The sequence below is a fragment of the Campylobacter sp. W0014 genome, from assembly GCF_020135975.1.
Lineage (GTDB): Bacteria > Campylobacterota > Campylobacteria > Campylobacterales > Campylobacteraceae > Campylobacter_D.
In genome coordinates this window covers 66269-83024 of the sequence record NZ_JACHTR010000006.1, presented here as the reverse complement: position 1 = coordinate 83024, position 16756 = coordinate 66269, and the positions used below count along the sequence as shown (strand labels likewise).

General features: G+C 30.0%; 16 protein-coding genes. 12 read left to right on the top strand and 4 right to left on the bottom strand.

All coding sequences use genetic code 11. From position 1 onward, the window contains the following. Positions 1–22: 22 nt before the first annotated feature. Positions 23–1390 carry a flagellar protein export ATPase FliI gene (gene fliI / locus H2277_RS03420; protein WP_337200977.1) on the bottom strand — a complete coding sequence of 456 codons (1368 nt, stop codon included), beginning with the start codon at positions 1388–1390 and terminating at the stop codon, positions 23–25. Beyond that, on the bottom strand, positions 1390–1962 hold the full coding sequence (folE, locus tag H2277_RS03415; RefSeq protein ID WP_337200976.1) for a GTP cyclohydrolase I FolE: 573 nt from the start codon (positions 1960–1962) through the stop codon (positions 1390–1392). The genes fliI and folE overlap by 1 nt, the downstream gene beginning before the upstream one ends. A gap of 127 nt (positions 1963–2089) precedes the next feature. On the opposite strand from folE, the gene tig reads away from it, so the two are divergent. Genes tig through H2277_RS03365 form a run of 10 tightly spaced genes read left to right on the top strand, consistent with a single transcriptional unit; the run spans position 2090 to position 10783 of the window. Then, complete coding sequence (gene tig, locus H2277_RS03410; RefSeq protein WP_337200974.1) at positions 2090–3415, top strand: trigger factor; 1326 nt, start codon at positions 2090–2092, stop codon at positions 3413–3415. Continuing rightward, on the top strand, positions 3415–3999 hold the full coding sequence (gene clpP, locus H2277_RS03405; RefSeq protein ID WP_337200973.1) for an ATP-dependent Clp endopeptidase proteolytic subunit ClpP: 585 nt from the start codon (positions 3415–3417) through the stop codon (positions 3997–3999). Before tig ends, clpP begins: the two co-directional genes overlap by 1 nt. 19 nt (positions 4000–4018) lie before the next feature. Further along, positions 4019–4546, top strand: coding sequence for a peptide deformylase (def, locus tag H2277_RS03400; RefSeq protein WP_337195900.1), 528 nt, complete (start codon positions 4019–4021; stop codon positions 4544–4546). Continuing rightward, the gene (locus H2277_RS03395; RefSeq protein ID WP_337200972.1) at positions 4543–6048 is read left to right on the top strand and encodes a YifB family Mg chelatase-like AAA ATPase; all 1506 of its coding nucleotides are present in this window, start codon (positions 4543–4545) and stop codon (positions 6046–6048) included. The genes def and H2277_RS03395 overlap by 4 nt, the downstream gene beginning before the upstream one ends. A 2-nt stretch (positions 6049–6050) precedes the next feature. Next, positions 6051–6749 (top strand): NYN domain-containing protein, encoded by a 699-nt coding sequence (locus tag H2277_RS03390; protein WP_337195898.1) that lies wholly within the window; start codon positions 6051–6053, stop codon positions 6747–6749. Further along, positions 6733–8091 (top strand): NAD(P)H-hydrate dehydratase, encoded by a 1359-nt coding sequence (locus tag H2277_RS03385; RefSeq protein ID WP_337200971.1) that lies wholly within the window; start codon positions 6733–6735, stop codon positions 8089–8091. Before H2277_RS03390 ends, H2277_RS03385 begins: the two co-directional genes overlap by 17 nt. Further along, a complete protein-coding gene (purN, locus tag H2277_RS03380; protein WP_337200970.1) occupies positions 8082–8651 on the top strand; it encodes a phosphoribosylglycinamide formyltransferase in 570 nt (189 codons plus the stop codon). The genes H2277_RS03385 and purN overlap by 10 nt, the downstream gene beginning before the upstream one ends. A 17-nt stretch (positions 8652–8668) precedes the next feature. Continuing rightward, complete coding sequence (locus H2277_RS03375; protein WP_337200969.1) at positions 8669–9388, top strand: TerC family protein; 720 nt, start codon at positions 8669–8671, stop codon at positions 9386–9388. Further along, a complete protein-coding gene (locus tag H2277_RS03370) occupies positions 9381–9590 on the top strand; it encodes an alkylphosphonate utilization protein (protein ID WP_337200968.1) in 210 nt (69 codons plus the stop codon). Before H2277_RS03375 ends, H2277_RS03370 begins: the two co-directional genes overlap by 8 nt. 8 nt (positions 9591–9598) lie before the next feature. Further along, positions 9599–10783, top strand: coding sequence for a metallophosphoesterase (locus H2277_RS03365; RefSeq protein WP_337200967.1), 1185 nt, complete (start codon positions 9599–9601; stop codon positions 10781–10783). Positions 10784–10785: 2 nt separating this feature from the next. Here the strand turns inward: H2277_RS03365 and H2277_RS03360 are convergent, their stop codons facing one another. Both H2277_RS03360 and H2277_RS03355 read right to left on the bottom strand, forming a co-directional pair. Further along, positions 10786–12150, bottom strand: coding sequence for a hemolysin family protein (locus H2277_RS03360; protein ID WP_337200966.1), 1365 nt, complete (start codon positions 12148–12150; stop codon positions 10786–10788). Between the two features lie 69 nt (positions 12151–12219). Beyond that, positions 12220–13710: a putative transporter gene (locus H2277_RS03355; protein WP_337200965.1), complete on the bottom strand. Its 1491-nt coding sequence runs from the start codon at positions 13708–13710 to the stop codon at positions 12220–12222. A 61-nt stretch (positions 13711–13771) separates the two neighbouring features. On the opposite strand from H2277_RS03355, the gene H2277_RS03350 reads away from it, so the two are divergent. Together H2277_RS03350 and H2277_RS03345 are read left to right on the top strand one after the other, a co-directional pair. Further along, positions 13772–15544 carry a DUF262 domain-containing HNH endonuclease family protein gene (locus tag H2277_RS03350; RefSeq protein WP_337200964.1) on the top strand — a complete coding sequence of 591 codons (1773 nt, stop codon included), beginning with the start codon at positions 13772–13774 and terminating at the stop codon, positions 15542–15544. Beyond that, the gene (locus tag H2277_RS03345; RefSeq protein ID WP_337200963.1) at positions 15541–16746 is read left to right on the top strand and encodes a saccharopine dehydrogenase family protein; all 1206 of its coding nucleotides are present in this window, start codon (positions 15541–15543) and stop codon (positions 16744–16746) included. The genes H2277_RS03350 and H2277_RS03345 overlap by 4 nt, the downstream gene beginning before the upstream one ends. The last annotated feature ends 10 nt before the right edge of the window (positions 16747–16756 follow it).

Below are 16756 nucleotides of genomic sequence, written 5' to 3'. Positions count from 1 at the left end.
AATAAAAATAAGACTTATATGATTAAGATTGGTTTGGATTTGGTAAAACGGCATTCATGCTACCTGCATTTGTGGGTTGAGGAGTGGAATCGATTTGTTCTAAAAGTTTTATGGTTTCATCAAATTCAAAACTTTCTTCAGGATTTTGCCCTAAAAATTTTTGCATAAAATCTTTTTTAGCGATAGCCTCATCAAGCTCTCTATCGCTTCCTTTTTGGTAAGCACCAATGCGGAGTAAAACCTCATTTTCTTTTAATAAAGAATTAAGTCTTTTAAATTTTCTTGCTAAGAGTTTGTGTTCGGGTGTAATGATATCTCCCATAACCCTTGAAGCTGAATTTTGTATATTAATAGGTGGATAAATTCCAAAATCAGTAAGTTCTCTGCTTAAAACTATGTGTCCATCTAAAATAGATCTACTTTGATCAGCGATTGGATCACTCATATCATCGCCATCAACAAGCACGGTAAAAAATGCTGTAATAGTTCCTTTTCCTTCTTCTTTTCCAGTTCTTTCCATGAGTTGAGGCAAAAGACTTAAAACGCTAGGAGGATATCCTTTGGTCGTAGGAGGTTCGCCAAGGGCAAGTCCTATTTCTCTTTGAGCCATAGCAAAACGCGTTACACTATCCATGATAAAAAGAACATCTTTGCCTTGTTCTTTGAAATATTCTGCTACACTCATCGCACAAAACGCACCATATTTACGCATTAAAGCGCTATCATCGCTTGTTGCTACAATGATGACTGTATCGTCAAGTTTTCCACCTAAATTTTTTTGTATAAATTCGGGGATTTCACGCCCTCTTTCGCCGATTAGGGCCACTACTTTTATAGGTGCTTTTGAATTTTTAACTATCATTCCCATAAGGGTAGATTTTCCTACCCCACTTCCTGCAAAAATACCTAATTTTTGTCCTACTCCGCAAGTTAATAAAGCATCAATAGTTTTAACACCTACAGGAAAAACTTCTTCGATCAGCCCCCTTTTCATCGCATCAATAGGAGCGCGCATGATGGGCATGTATTTACTCACTTCAATAGGAGCTTTCCCATCTTTAGGGCGCATAAAAGGATCAACCACTCGTCCCAAAAGCTCATCACTCACTCCTATTTGCATCCCAGCATCGCTGATAAAAGCACGATCTCCGATCTTAAAACCTTCTATAAAGCTAAAAGGACTTAGATAGCTAAATTGCTCTTTTATTTCTACAACCATAGCTAAAGTATTTAAATTTGGATTTTCATTGGAAACAAGTTTAACGATATCGCCAACTCCTGTTTTAAGTCCGCGAATTTCTATACTTGTAGCTGATATTTTTGTAATCTCTCCAAAAACAGCACTTAAATTTTCTTTACCGAGTTTGGAGCGAAGTTTTTCTAAATTCATTAAAAACGAACCTGTTTAGGGGAATTGATAAGCTCAAAAAATTCTTTACGTGTTTTTTCATTTTTTAAGAATAACCCTCTAAGAGCCGAAGTAGAGGTAGTGGAATTAACCTTTTGAACCCCACGCATTTCTACGCACATATGACGTGCTTCTATGACAACGCCTACTCCTTTTGCATTAACATTTTCCATGAGTGCATCAGCAATTTGCTCTGTAAGTTGTTCTTGAATTTGCAAACGCCTCGCAAAAACTTCTACAAGACGAGGAATTTTACTCAAGCCCACGACTTTTTGATCGGGAATATAAGCTACATGGACGCGTCCAAAAAATGGCAAAAGATGATGTTCGCAAAGACTATAAAATTCGATATCGCGGACTAAAACCATTTCATTGTTAGAGCTTTGAAATAAGGCGTCATTTAAAACATCTTTAATATTTTCATTATAGCCTTTAGTTAAAAATTGAAAAGCCTTGAAAACGCGATTAGGAGTTTTTAGCAATCCTTCTCTATTTGGATTTTCTCCTATGGATTCAAGTATAGTTGTTATACATTTTTCAAACTCTTTTTGCAAAATTATCTCCATAAGCAGTTTTTGATTTTTGTCATTTTATCATAAATTGCTTTAAAATTTTATGCAAGTAATAAGGAAAAATTTGCTATTATTAAAGCTAAATTTTATTTTATAAGGAAAAATAATCATGGAAGTAAAAGCAAAGCAATTAGATTCTGTAAATGCGACTGCTAGTGTAAAAATTCCTTCGGGAATGATTAAAAATGAAGTAGAAAATTTGGCAAAAAAAGCTTCTAAAAATATAAAAATGGATGGTTTTAGACCTGGAAAAGTTCCAGTCGCAGCTGTGCTTAAAAGATATGAAAAAGAATTGACTCAAGATGCAGAACAAAATCTTTTTAAATCTGCTGTAGATAATGCTTTAAAAGAATTAAAAAAAGAGGCAAAAGAGCTTGTTGGCGAGCCTTATTTTGAAAAATTTGATCGCCAGAATGGAGAGATAATTGCAGAATTGGCACTTTCTTTCAAACCAGAACTTAAGCTAGATGGTTATGAAAAACTTATTCCAGAGTATCAAACTCCTAAAGTTACAAAAAAAGAAATTGATGAGAAAAAAGAAGAATTATTAAAAAGATTTGCAACCCCTGAAGCTATTAAAACAAAAAGAGCTTTAAAAGAGGGAGATTTTGCTAAATTTGATTTTGAAGGTTTTGTAGATGAAAAACCTTTTGATGGTGGAAAAGCTGAAAATTATATTTTAGAAATAGGATCTAAGCAATTTATACCAGGTTTTGAAGAAGGCATGATAGGAATGAAAATAGGAGAAGAAAAAGATATCAATGTTACTTTTCCTAAAGAATACGGAGCTCCTCATTTGGCAGGAAAAGATGCAGTGTTTAAAGTAAGACTTCATGAAATTCAAGAACTTAAAATGCCAGAACTCGATGAAGAAATGGTTAAAAAACTTCTACCAAATGAAGAAAAACCAAGTATAGAGCTTTTAGAAGAGAAATTAAAAGAGCAAATTAAAAATGAAAAATTATTTAAACTCGTAAATGATGAGCTAAAGGCTAAATTCGCAGATGCTTTAATTGCAGAATATAATTTTGATTTGCCACGCGGTATAGTAGAGCAAGAAACAGATATGCAATTCCGTGCAGCATTTAATACTTTTAGTGAAAAAGAAATTGAAGAGATTAAGGCTGATAAAGAAAAATATCAACAAAAACGCGATTCTTTTAAAGAAGAAGCGCAAAAAAGCGTAAAATTAACTTTTATTATTGATGAACTTGCAAAAATTCGCAAAATAGAAGTAAGTGATCAAGAGCTTGTTCAAGCGATTTATTTTGAAGCATATCGCTATGGAATGAACCCAAAAGAACATTTGGATAATTATAAAAAACAAGGAGCTTTGCCAGCTGTAAAAATGGCTTTAATCGAAGAAAAACTTTTCAATGATATTTTTATGCCAAAAACAGAAAAATCAAGTAAAAAACAAAAAGAGGATAAATAATGGTTATTCCTTATGTCATTGAAAAATCAAGTCGCGGGGAAAGAAGTTATGATATTTATTCTAGACTTTTAAAAGATAGAATTGTTATGCTTAGCGGTGAAATTCATGATGATCTTGCCGCTTCAATTGTAGCCCAACTTCTTTTTTTGGAGGCTGAAGATCCACAAAAAGATATTTATCTTTATATTAATTCTCCAGGTGGAGTGATCACAAGCGGTTTTAGTATTTATGATACTATGAATTATATTAAGCCAGATGTTTGTACTATTTGCATAGGTCAAGCAGCTTCTATGGGGGCGTTTTTATTAAGTTGTGGCACAGAAGGCAAACGTTTTGCATTGCCAAATTCAAGAATCATGATCCATCAACCTTTAGGTGGTGCTAGAGGACAAGCAACAGATATAGAAATTCAAGCTAAAGAAATTTTAAGACTTAAGACTATACTTAATGATATTTTGGCTAAAAATACTAAGCAAAAAGTTGCTAAAATCGCCAAAGACACAGAAAGAGATTTTTTCATGTCAGCGCAAGAAGCTAAAGAGTATGGTTTAATCGATAAGGTTTTAGAAAAAAGTTTTAAATAATTTAAGGTGATGAAATTTTATGATTAGAAAGATTATTACTTATCCTAATCCTAGATTATTTTTAGAATCAGAACCTGTTGTGGAATTTGACTCAAATTTACATGATTTGCTTGATGATATGTATGAAACGATGATCGCAAGTCAAGGAGTGGGTTTGGCCGCTATACAGGTTGATATCCCTTTAAGAGCCTTATTGGTTAATATTGTAGATGAAAATGGAGAGCAGAAAAAAGAAGATTTGCTTGAAATCATTAATCCTGAAATTATCCCTTTAAGTGAAGAAACGATCATTTATACTGAAGGTTGTTTGAGTATTCCTGATTTTTTTGAAGAGGTGCGACGCTATAATCATATTTTGTTAAAGTATCAAGATCGTTTTGGAGAACATAAAGAATTAGAAGCTAAAGATTTTTTAGCTGTAGCTATTCAGCATGAAAATGACCATTTAAATGGGCATTTGTTTATAGAAAAAATTTCTTTTTTAAAAAGGCAAAAATTTGATAAGGATTTTAAAAAGAAATTGAAAAATCAAAAAAAAGCTAAATGAAAAAGTTAAAATGCATCAGTTATGATGAAAATTTAGATATTATTGATGTAGAATCAACTTTTACAAGAGGCTTGCCTAATTTAAGCATAGTAGGGCTTGCAAATACAGTGATAAAAGAAAGTGTTGAGCGTATAAAAGCGACGCTTTTAAGTTGTGATTTTGTATTTCCAGCTAAAAAAATTACTATCAATCTAAGCCCATCGGGAATCCCTAAAAGAGGGTCACATTTTGATTTAGCTATTGCTGTACTTATTTTACTTCAAAATGAAGAATTGGACGATTTTTTTGTAGTGGGAGAATTGGGGCTTGATGGAAGTATAAAAAGCACAAATGAACTCTTTTCTCTTCTTTTGTTTTTATCCGCTAAAATCAATCATGCCAAAGTCGTTGCGCCAAAAAGCATAGCTTTAAAAGCTTCTATGATCCCTAACTTAGAAATTTATGGACTTGAAAATTTAAATGAGGCGATTGAATTTTTCAAAGAAAAAAATTATGAAAAATTTAAATTTTTACAAAATCATCCTTTATTTAGTAATCCTTTAAAAATTAATGATGAAATTTTTATCCCTAATAATCAATTTGATTTAGATTTTAAAGATGTAAAAGGGCAGGAAAAAGCTAAAAAAGCTTGTATGATTGCTGCGCTTGGAATGCATAATATACTTTTTGAAGGAAGTCCAGGAAGTGGCAAAAGTATGTGTGCAAAACGTTTAGTTTATATCATGCCTCCTCAAAGTTTGAGTGAGGTTTTAATGCAAAATGCTTACATGTCTTTAAATTCTAAAGAATGCGAATTTGCTAAAACAAGAGCTTTTCGTCATCCACATCACACCTCTACTAGAGCCAGTATTTTTGGAGGGGGTGCTAAAAATGCTAAAATTGGAGAGGTAGCGCTTGCAAATGGAGGGGTTTTATTTTTTGATGAATTTCCACATTTTAATAAACAAATCATAGAAAGTTTAAGAGAGCCTTTGGAAGATTATAAAATTCATATTTCAAGGGTAAATTCTAAAACCACTTATGAAACAAAATTTAGCTTTGTTGCGGCACAAAATCCTTGCCCTTGTGCTAATTTATTTTCTAAAAATTTATCTTGCACTTGCACGGATAATGAAATTAAAAAATACAAAAATCATATTTCATCTGCTGTGATGGATCGTATCGATTTGTATGTTGCCATGGATGAAATCAGCAAAGATGATAAAGCAAGTATAACCTCTAAAGAAATGAGTGAAAAAATTTTGCAAGGCTTTATTTTTGGAAAAAAGCGAGGACAGAAAGAATTTAATGGAAAATTAAAAGATGAGGATTTACAAAATTTTTGCCCCTTAGAAAAAGATGCTAAAGATACCCTTGATTTAGCAATTTCTCGTTATAATCTTTCTTTAAGATCTATTAATAAGGTTTTAAAGGTTTCAAGAAGTATAGCGGATTTGCAAGAGAAAGAAATCATAAATAAAAGTCATATTTTAGAAACTTTAAGTTTTAGGATAAGAGGTTAATGATGGAAAATAAAAGCATAGCTATTTTTATTGATGCTGAAAATATTCCCGCAAAATACGCTAAAAGTATTTTTGATATCGCTTCAGATTATGGCGAGATTATTATTAAGCGAATTTATGGGGATTGGACTCAAAAAAATATCCAAAATTGGAAAGAGCAAATCGCGCAATACTCACTCATTGCCATGCAGCAATTTAATTTTGCAGCCAATAAAAATTCTAGCGATATGTATTTGATTACAGAAATTATGAGTGTATTTTATGAGAAAAATATCGATATTTTTGTCATTGTTTCAAGCGATAGTGATTATACTTCGCTTATACAAAAACTTAGAGAAAATAAAAAACAAGTCATTGGTATGGGACTTGAAAAATCGATACAATCTTATGTCAATGCTTTTAGTGAATTTTTTTATTTAGATCAAGATGAAAGAAAGAAAAAAACTGTTTTAAGCAATGATTATTTAAAAACCTTGATCAATATCACAGAGCAACTTATCGATGAAAAGGGTCGTGCAGAGTATGCTCAAATTCGCACTAATATGAATAGAAAATATTCTGATTTTAATCCACAAAATTATGGATTTAAAAATTTTCGCGCTTTGATACAAAAATTTTTATCTAAAATGAAAAAATTTAAAGAAAAAAGAGAAAAAAATATTTATTTTTTAGTGGCTAAAGACGATGAAAGCTATTACTGATAATATACGACTTTTAGAACAAAATGCTATAAATAAAGGCTTAAGTGAAATTATTTTAATGGAAAATGCAGGTATAGCCTTAGCAAGACTTATTTCGCAAAAAGCTAAAAAACTAGGGGTTAAAAATTCTGAAATTTTATTTTTATTAGGCGGTGGTAATAACGCAGCAGATGGACTTGTTGCCATAAGACATCTTAAAAAAGCTAAAGCTTATAAATTAGGTTTTAAAGAAAACGATATTTTTAAACAGCAAGAGCAAATTTTAACTAATTTTGGTTTTAAAATGATGAAAAAAGAACCTAAAATTCACAAATTTAAAATCATTGTTGATTGTATTTTGGGCACAGGATCTAATAGGGCTTTGGATGAACAGTATTGTGCATTGTTAGAAAAAATCAATAAAAGTAAAGCCTTAAAAATAGCTTGTGATATACCTACAAATTTAGGTTTTAATCCTTGTTTTAAAGCCGATATTACAGCTTGTATGGGTGCTTTAAAAGAAATTTTACTTGAAGATTTTGCTAAGGAGTTTGTAGGAAAAATAAAGCTTTTAAATTTAGGTATAAAAATGAAAAAATTTATCCCTAAACCACAAAGCAAGCTTTTAGAAAAGAAAGATTTAAAAACGATCAAAAGAAATGCAAATTCCAATAAAGGCAAATTTGGCCATGTTTATATAGTTGGAAATTCAAGTGCTGGAACTTTAGCAGGACTTGGAGCGTTTAATTTTGGAAGCGGTCTTGTATCTTTGGTTGCTAAAAAAACTTTTTCTCCACTTTTAATGTTAAAGCAAAAAATTTCTAATGAAGCTACAGCTATAGCTTTAGGTATGGGGCTTGAAAATTTGGATTTTTTAAAAGATGAGACTTTGCAAAATATTCCTTTGGTTTTGGATGCAAATTGTTTTTTAAGTGAAGCGATTTTGTGGTATTTAAACAGAGAAGATGTTGTGATTACTCCACATCCAAAGGAATTTGTAAGACTTTGGAAAATGTGTTTCGATGAAGAATTAAGCGTGGAGAATTTGCAGAAAAATCGCTTCTTTTATGCGAAAAAATTTGCCAAAAATTATAATTGTGTTTTAGTTCTTAAGGGAGCAAATCCTATTGTGATACAAAAAGAGAAAATATTTGTGATTAATCTAGGCAATGAAGCTTTAGCAAAAGGTGGAAGCGGAGATGTTTTAAGCGGAATGATAGCCGCGCTTTTGGGAGTTAAATTTAAAGCTTTAAAAGCAGCTAAAAATGCTTGTTTGGCACATGCTTTGGTTGCTAAAAAATATAAATTTAATAAAAATAGCTTTGATGCTATAAAACTTGTAAAAGGATTAAAATGCTTGTAAAATTAGCGATTCTTTTTAGTGGAAATGGGAGTAATTTGGAAAATATTTTAGAAAAACTCCACCAAAAAACTATAAGAAGCAATACTTATGAAGTGGTGCTTTGTCTTTGTAATAAAAAAAATGCTTTTGGCATACAAAGGGCTAAAAAATACGGACTTGAAAGTGTGATTGTGGAGCATGAAAATTTTTCTTCTAGGGAAGAATTTGATCAAGTTTTAGTAGAAAAAATTCAACAAAGTGGCGCGGATTTAACGATATTAGCTGGATTTATGAGAATTTTAAGTCCTGTTTTTACAAAAAATATTAAAGCGATCAATCTTCATCCTTCTTTACTTCCACTTTTTAAAGGAGCTCATGCGATAGAAGAGAGTTTTAAAAGCGATATGAAGGTAGCTGGAGTGAGTGTGCATTGGGTCAGCGAAGAACTTGATGGTGGAAAAATCATTGCTCAAAAAGCTTTTGAAAAAGAAGGAATGAGTTTTAATGAATTTGAAGAAAAGATTCATAACTTAGAATATGAGATTTTACCTAGTAGCGTGGTAAAAATATTTGAAAAGTAATCATAAAGGAATAATAAATGTTTGAGTGGATTTTTAGTTTTGATTCTTGGATTGTTTTGATCACCTTAACCGCACTTGAAATTGTGCTTGGGATTGATAATATCATTTTTTTAGCTATTTTGGTGGCTAAGTTACCTCCAAAATCTCGAGATAAAGGGCGTATTTTAGGTCTTGCTTTTGCGATGATCACGCGAATTTTACTTCTTTTATCGCTTTTTTGGGTTATGAAGCTCACAAAGCCTTTGTTTGATATCTTGGGTAATGAAATTTCAGGTAGAGATTTGGTACTTTTACTTGGAGGGCTTTTTTTAATTATAAAATCTATGAAAGAAATTAAGGATCAAATTTTACATAAAGAAGAAAATGAAAGTCAGTTTAAGGCAAGCAATAAACTTTGGGTAGTTGTAGCTGAAATAGCTATTATAGACATAGTATTTTCTTTAGATAGTGTGATTACTGCCGTAGGAATTGCTAAAGATGTTACAATCATGATTATAGCAGTGATTATTGCTGTAGGGGTGATGCTTTTTGCGTCTAAGCCTATTGCTAATTTTGTTGAAAAATACGCTTGTATAAAAATTTTAGCACTGACTTTTTTAGTGTTAATTGGAGGTGTTTTGGTGGCTGAAGGTTTTGATTTGCACATAGATAAAGCTTATGTTTATGTAGCAATGGTTTTTGCTTTAATCGTTCAAATGTTAAATATTTTAGATCAAAGAAAGGGAAAAGATGCCTAAAGATGTTAATGGAGTTGAGTTAAATTCAGGAGATAGTGTAAGTGTGATCAAAGATCTTAAAGTAAAAGGGGTTAGTGCTACTTTAAAAAGAGGGACAACCATAAAAAATATTAAATTAAGCTCAAAAGATAATGAAATTGAAGCCAAGGTGGATAAATTTGGCACTATTGTTCTTAAAACAGAATTTTTAAAGAAAATTTAGGTAAAAAGTTGCGAATTCTACTCATATTGCGAGGAAATTATTACGCAGGACAAGAAGAATTTATTGCTCAAAATCAATTACAAGATTATACGCTTGATTTAAATTTTTTTCGTTTGCTTTCTGGAAGCGTGAAAGAAGTTGCAAGTGAATATAGAAATTTAAACACTAAAAACGATATTCAGCTTTATAAAATTTTATTCACCCTTTTAGAATTGCGTATGCAAAAGGGTGAATTTTGTATTATTAATGCTTATGATCAAGTTTTGAAAAATTATAAAGAATTAGCGAATAAATATCGCTATACAGTCTATATTGTGGAATTTAAAAGTTCTTTAGAGCAATGTTTTACAAAAAATATACAAAAGGCTAAAGAAAAAGGTTTTTTAATCCCTTACGCCCTTTTAGAAAGGATGCATTTTTTACTGGAAAAAACTCCTAAAAAATATCGGATTTTAACTCCTCAAAATTGGAGAGAATGTCTTTATAAAACTCCTAATTTAAGTGCTTATAAAAAGATTCACCATATAGGAGATATACAAGGATGCTATAGCGTTTTAAGAGAATATATTAAAAAAATTAAAGAAGATGAGTATTATATTTTTTTAGGAGATTATATCAATAGAGGTATAGAAAATGGCAAGGTTTTGAAATTTTTATTAAAAATTTGCGAAAAAGAAAATGTGTGCTTGCTAGAGGGAAATCATGAAAGATATCTTATAAAATGGGCAAATGGAGAATTTGCTAATTCTAAGGAATTTAATGAAAATACATTAAAAGATTTTAAAAAAGAAAAACTCACTCCAAGTGACGCGCAAAAATTTTATCCTTATTTGAAAGAGTGTTTGTATTATAAATTTGGAGATAAATTGATTTTTTGTTCTCATGGAGGTGTAAATGTCTTGCCTTCAGAACCTTGGCAGATTAGCTTTATGCCAAGCTATGATTTCATTTATGGGGTGGGACATTGTGAAAATAGTCAAAGTATTGCTAATCAGTTTTGCAATTTAAATAAAGAAAATATTTATCAAATTTTTGGACATAGAAACAGAGAAAAACTACCAACTCAAATTGCAAAGCGTGTTTTTTTATGTGAAGGAAAAATTGATGCTGGGGGTTATTTACGCGTGGTGACTTTAAATAAAGAAGGTTTTAAGTGTATAGAAATAAAAAACAATGTTTATAAGAAGAAGTAAGATCAGTTTACTTCTTCATTGCCGGTTTTTTTTACAATCTTAATCCGTTCTATGGAATTTCCATCCATTTTTTTAACTTCATAATAACAAAGTTCATCTTCTATACGATCACCAACCACTGGTAAACGACCCAATAGATTGAAAACATAACCTCCTATGGTGACTTGTTCAAGATCTTCATCATAACTGATTAAAAGCATTTCCTCGACGGTTTCTATATCGCAACGTCCTTGAAATTCATAAATATTATCAGCAAGTTTTTTATAACTATCTTCTTCGTTTTCATTTTTAATCTCACCGATAATTTCTTCCATGATATCTTCCATGGTTAAAATTCCAGCCGTGCCACCATACTCATCAATAACAAGCGCAGTATGAGATCTTTCTTTATTCATTCTTACTAAGACTTTTGAAATACTGATATTTTCAGGAACCAAAATAAGAGGTTTAACAAAAGAATCTAAATTTTTACTTTTAGAATTGAGTTCATTTTGGACGATATCGCGTATATGAATCATACCTAAAATACTATCTTTAGAACCATCTATATAAGGAAAACGTGTGTGTTTGTGCTCGCAAATAATTTGCATATTTTCTTCATAAGTTTTTTGTTTGTTTAAACAAATCATATCCTTACGAGGCGTCATAACCTCTTTTGCAACTGTATCTGAAAAATCAACTGCATTTCGGATAATTTCAGTTTCAAATTCATCCAAAACACCACCTTTTTGACTTTCACTTGCGATGATTTTAATCTCTTCTTCGCTGTGGGTTAATTCGCTTTCTTTAGCGGGTTTGATTCCAAAAATTTTTAAATTAATTGCTGCTAAAAAATCAAAAATTTTAATAAAAGGTAAAAAGAGTATCCAAAACCAATTTAAAGGTCTAGCTATCCAAAGCACAGCTTTATCAGCTATAGCAATAGCGATAGATTTTGGCACAAGTTCTCCTAAAACCACATGTAAAAGAGTGATAATGCTAAAGGCGATAATAAAAGAGATGGTATGGATAAGAACAGCATTAAAACCTAATTTTAATAAAGCAGTTTCAAGCATTTTTGCAATGGCTGGCTCACCGATCCAACCTAGAGCAAGGGAACTTAAGGTTATACCTAATTGACAAGCGCTCAAATAAGTATCAAGTTTGGAAGTGACTTCTAATGCCTTTTTGGCGCCTGATTTTTTTTCTTTAATCATTTCTTCGATTTTTGTCCGTCTTACTTTAACAATGCTAAATTCAGATAAAACAAAAAATCCATTCAAAAACACTAAAAATAGTGCAACAAAAACCATAAATATAGAATATCCTAAATCAAAAGATGAAGAAGGTAAAGTTTGATTTAAATCAAAAACCTGACTGGGGTCCAATGAAACTCCTTGTAATTTAAAATAAAATACTTAATTATACACAATTAAAAGTAAAATTTTTGCTTAATTTTATTTTAAAGATTTTTCATAATCTATATTAATTTCAAATTCTTTTAAACGTTTATAAATGCTTCTAAGTTGAGTAATAGTTGTCCAATTTGTGATAAAAACGCTAAAAGAACTTCTGACTTGATCAAATGCATTATTGATTTGCATCACAATTCCAAGCGTAATAATACCTCCAAAAAGACTTGGAGCCATGATTAAAAATGGAATAATAACAATAATTTGCTCAAATAAAATAAGCCAAATATTAAAATAGCCATAATGCAAGAAAAGTCTTTTGTAGCTAAATTTAAGCCCAGTAAAAAGTTCTATTATGGTTTCATTTTTTGCAAATTTTTCTCGGTTATCTTCGGCATAGACTAATTCTTTCCTAAAGGCTGCTTCTACTTTTTGATTATTATACTCAAGTCCTGGGAGTTTGATCCCTATAAACCAAGAAGCTATCAAACCACCCAAAGAGATAAAAAGAGCAACATAAACAAGCAATCCATCTGTATTTTTTAAAAAATAAAAACTTGAATTTTCATCTAAATTTAAAAATAATGCCTTAGTAGCTAAATCACTTAAATTCCACAAAATAGGAATAAAAGCTATAAGAGTCATTAAAGCTTTTACAAACGAAAGTCCAAGACTTTCTACAATTTTAGAAAAATTATAAACATCTTCTTGAATTCTTTGAGAGCTTCCTTCGATATTATCATTTTTATTTTTCCAAAATTTTAAATAAGAAAAAGTCATAGCTTCTCGCCATTTAAAAGCATAAATACTTGCAAAATAAATATTAATTGTTGCAATGAGAACATAAGGGATGGCAATGCCTAAAAAAACAAAAATGAGTGAATAAAAATCTTGTAAATCATAAAAAGGTTTTTCAAGTACAGCGGGTGTGTGAAGAAAATATTTTAATAAATTTTGATAATAATAAATTGCAAATTTATTAATAAAATTAGCATTTTCAAAAGAATTTTTAGCTTGTTCTTTTGCTTTTATAATGCTTTGCACTACTGAATTAATTTGATCTAAGGATAAATTTTTATCTTTAATTTTTTGAGAAATTTGCGTTAAGTTTTGTTCTTTATAATCTTTTTGTTCTTCTAAAATTTGGATAATTTGCCTAAAAACATCTTTGTCAATATAAGATGAATTTTGCGTGGTTTCTATATTTAGTCTTTGTTTGTTTTCATTTTGGATTTCTTGAATTTTTTTAGCTTTGGCTTTTTCATACACAACACTTTGATTATAGTCTTTAGAGTCAATGTCAAGTTCTCTAAGTAAAGAAGGCGTGATTTTAAAATCTTGCTTGAATTTTGCTTCGTCAAAATTTAAAATAATGGCATTAATTTTTGGTTTTTGGATGGTGTTATAAAAGTCATTATACCAAGAATTGAGTGCCACATTAAAACTTGTTTGCAAGTATAAAAAAAATAAAAGTAAAAAAAGCCCTAAGTAAGCCCATAGAGCCCATTTTTTAGAGATAAAAAAAGAACGAAGCATTCAAATCCAATAATATTTATTGTATAATAACAAGCGAAAATATATGAAAGGTAAATTATTCATGAAAGAATTTGAAGTTGAAAGTAAATCCATTATAGATATATTTAGTAGCAATAATATTTATGAAATACCAAATTATCAAAGACCGTATAAATGGGAAGATGAACAAGTCGAACAATTATTTGATGATATATATGAAGCATATAAAAATAGTAAAAATGATGAGAATGAAAATTATTTTTTAGGATCTATAGTTGTCACAAAACAATCAAATGATAGTTATTATGAGGTAGTTGATGGGCAACAAAGAATTACTACATTAATGATATTGTTTTGCGTTTTAAGGGATTGTTTTAGAGATATTAATAAAGAATATAAAAATCCAAATGATATTAATATACAAAGAGTTGAACAATGTATATATATTAATAATTGTTTTCAAAGATTAAAATTTTCGCAAAATGCACAATATAAAAACGAATTTGATTCTTTATTTTTAAACAATAATGATAGTGTAAAAAATAACAGTATAAAACTTTTTAAAAAACCTAGTAAAAAAGAAATTGATCTGGATGATTCAAAATTTAAATATCAAAATACAGCAGTAATACTTCGTGAAAAATTAAACAACTTATATAATGAGTCATATGAAGAAATGGACGGATTTATTAATTATTTATTTAATAAAGTATTGCTAATTAAAATTGTTTGTAGTAATTTAAATACTGCTGTTAAATTATTTCAAACAATTAATGACAGAGGACTTGACTTAACCCAATTAGATTTAATTAAAAGTTTTTTAATAAATAAAATTTATGAAGAAAATAAAGATGATCTACAATATGCTAAAAATGAAGAAAATGCTTTTATTATTAAATGGCAAAAGAATGAAACTCAACTATCAAACACGGAAGGTTATTCAGATATGGAATATATGTTCACTTTATTTGCATATTTTCTATTAAATAGCAATCCTAAGGAATCGTTACATACTGAATTGGAAAATCAATTTAAAAATAAAACTTCTAAAGAGGTTATTAATGAATTTAGTGATTTTTGTGATAAATATATGAAAGATTTATTTTATAATAATGATAAGCTTGTTAATTCCTTTCGGTATTTGCCATGGAAAGTTCATCCAATGGCTGTTATTATGACCTCTTTACATATTAAATATAACTATCACGTTGAATTACTATATTTACTTAGAAAATTTTATTATCTGTATTGGATTGCTGGATATACTTTACCAAAAATAAAACAAACATCTTTCCAATTAATACAAATGATTAAAGATAAAAAAGATATATCAGAAGTCAATGATGTTTTAAAGCAAAAATTTAATAAAGATGAAGTAGAAAAAAAAGTGTTAGAAAATTTATTAAGCAAAGATATATATAATCGTAATAAATGGATTAAACCTTTACTGATTCTTATAGAATACAATCAGGATGATAGTAAAGAAAGAGAATTTATTGATTTAGAACAAGCTAATATAGAACATATATTACCAAAAGCTTATGAGAAGTTTTATTCTAATATAAGCAAAGAGACTGTTGATAACTATTTAAATAGTTGCGGTAATTTGACATTATTAAAACATAAAAAAAATGTAGATGCTAGCAACAAATCATTTGAGAAAAAAATAGAAATTTATAAAGGCGAAGGAAAAGATAAAAAGCAAAGTTCTTTTTTGATTACTCAAATGATTGTAAATAGTTACGAAAAAAAAGAAATATTATATTGGGATGAAAATGCAATGAAAGATAGAAAAAAATGGTTTTTTAGTGAAGTAGAAAAATTATTTGATATTCAATTAAAGGAGTATAAATGAAAAATCTTTTAATCATAGGCGCAGGAGGTGTTAGTCGCGTAGCTACTGTAAAATGCGCAATGAATTCTGATACTTTTTCTAAAATCACTTTAGCCAGTAGAACTAAAAGCAAATGTGATGAAATTGCCGCTTTTATTAAAGAGCGTTTGGGAGTGCAAATTGAGACTGCACAAATTGATGCTGATAATAGTGATGCGGTTGTAGAGCTTATCAAAAAAACAGGGGCGCAAATTTTGCTTAATGTTGCTTTACCTTATCAAGATTTAAGCTTAATGGATGCTTGCATAAAGACAGGAATTCATTATATAGATACGGCAAATTATGAACACCCTGATTTAGCTAAATTTGAATACAAAGAGCAATGGGCCAGAAATGAAAAATTCAAAGAAGCTGGAATTTTAGGACTTTTAGGAAGTGGATTTGATCCAGGGGTGACTAATGTTTTTTGCGCTTATGCTCAGCAAAATTTATTTGATGAAATTCATTATATTGATATTTTAGATTGCAATGCGGGTGATCATGGTTATGCTTTTGCAACTAATTTTAATCCAGAAATTAACTTACGCGAAGTTTCAGCTAAAGGGCGTTACTGGGAAAATGGGCAATGGATAGAAACAGAACCGATGCAAATAAAGATGGAATGGGATTATCCAGAGGTTGGAGTTAAAGATAGCTATTTGCTTTATCATGAAGAGCTTGAAAGTTTAGTTAAAAATATCAGAGGACTTAAAAGAATTCGGTTCTTTATGACTTTTGGTCAAAGTTATCTTATCCACATGAAATGCCTTAAAAATGTTGGAATGCTTGGAATTAAACCTGTCATACATCAAGGAAGAGAAATTATTCCGATTGAATTTTTAAAGACTTTATTGCCAGATCCTGCAAGCTTGGGACCAAGAACTAAGGGTTATACGAATATAGGTTGTGTTATACGCGGGATTAAAGATGGTAAGGATAAGCAAATTTATATTTATAATGTTTGCAATCATGAAGAATGCTACAAAGAAACTGGAGCACAAGCGGTAAGTTATACTACAGGAGTTCCTGCGATGATAGGAACTAAGCTAATTGCTAAAGGAATTTGGCAAGGTCAAGGTGTGTTTAATATGGAAGAATTTGATGCTAAGCCTTTTATGGATGAACTTAATTCTAGTGGGCTTCCTTGGAAAATCATCGAAATGACACCAAATTTAGGAGAGTAAGTGTAAAACA

Excerpts from the sequence above, each read along its gene's own strand:
- fliI (WP_337200977.1), bottom strand. The coding sequence starts at position 1,390 with ATGAATTTAGAAAAACTTCGCTCCAAACTCGGTAAAGAAAATTTAAGT.
- tig (WP_337200974.1), top strand. The coding sequence starts at position 2,090 with ATGGAAGTAAAAGCAAAGCAATTAGATTCTGTAAATGCGACTGCTAGT.
- clpP (WP_337200973.1), top strand. The coding sequence starts at position 3,415 with ATGGTTATTCCTTATGTCATTGAAAAATCAAGTCGCGGGGAAAGAAGT.
- def (WP_337195900.1), top strand. The coding sequence starts at position 4,019 with ATGATTAGAAAGATTATTACTTATCCTAATCCTAGATTATTTTTAGAA.
- H2277_RS03395 (WP_337200972.1), top strand. The coding sequence starts at position 4,543 with ATGAAAAAGTTAAAATGCATCAGTTATGATGAAAATTTAGATATTATT.
- H2277_RS03390 (WP_337195898.1), top strand. The coding sequence starts at position 6,051 with ATGGAAAATAAAAGCATAGCTATTTTTATTGATGCTGAAAATATTCCC.
- H2277_RS03385 (WP_337200971.1), top strand. The coding sequence starts at position 6,733 with ATGAAAGCTATTACTGATAATATACGACTTTTAGAACAAAATGCTATA.
- purN (WP_337200970.1), top strand. The coding sequence starts at position 8,082 with ATGCTTGTAAAATTAGCGATTCTTTTTAGTGGAAATGGGAGTAATTTG.
- H2277_RS03375 (WP_337200969.1), top strand. The coding sequence starts at position 8,669 with ATGTTTGAGTGGATTTTTAGTTTTGATTCTTGGATTGTTTTGATCACC.
- H2277_RS03370 (WP_337200968.1), top strand. The coding sequence starts at position 9,381 with ATGCCTAAAGATGTTAATGGAGTTGAGTTAAATTCAGGAGATAGTGTA.
- H2277_RS03355 (WP_337200965.1), bottom strand. The coding sequence starts at position 13,710 with ATGCTTCGTTCTTTTTTTATCTCTAAAAAATGGGCTCTATGGGCTTAC.
- H2277_RS03350 (WP_337200964.1), top strand. The coding sequence starts at position 13,772 with ATGAAAGAATTTGAAGTTGAAAGTAAATCCATTATAGATATATTTAGT.
- H2277_RS03345 (WP_337200963.1), top strand. The coding sequence starts at position 15,541 with ATGAAAAATCTTTTAATCATAGGCGCAGGAGGTGTTAGTCGCGTAGCT.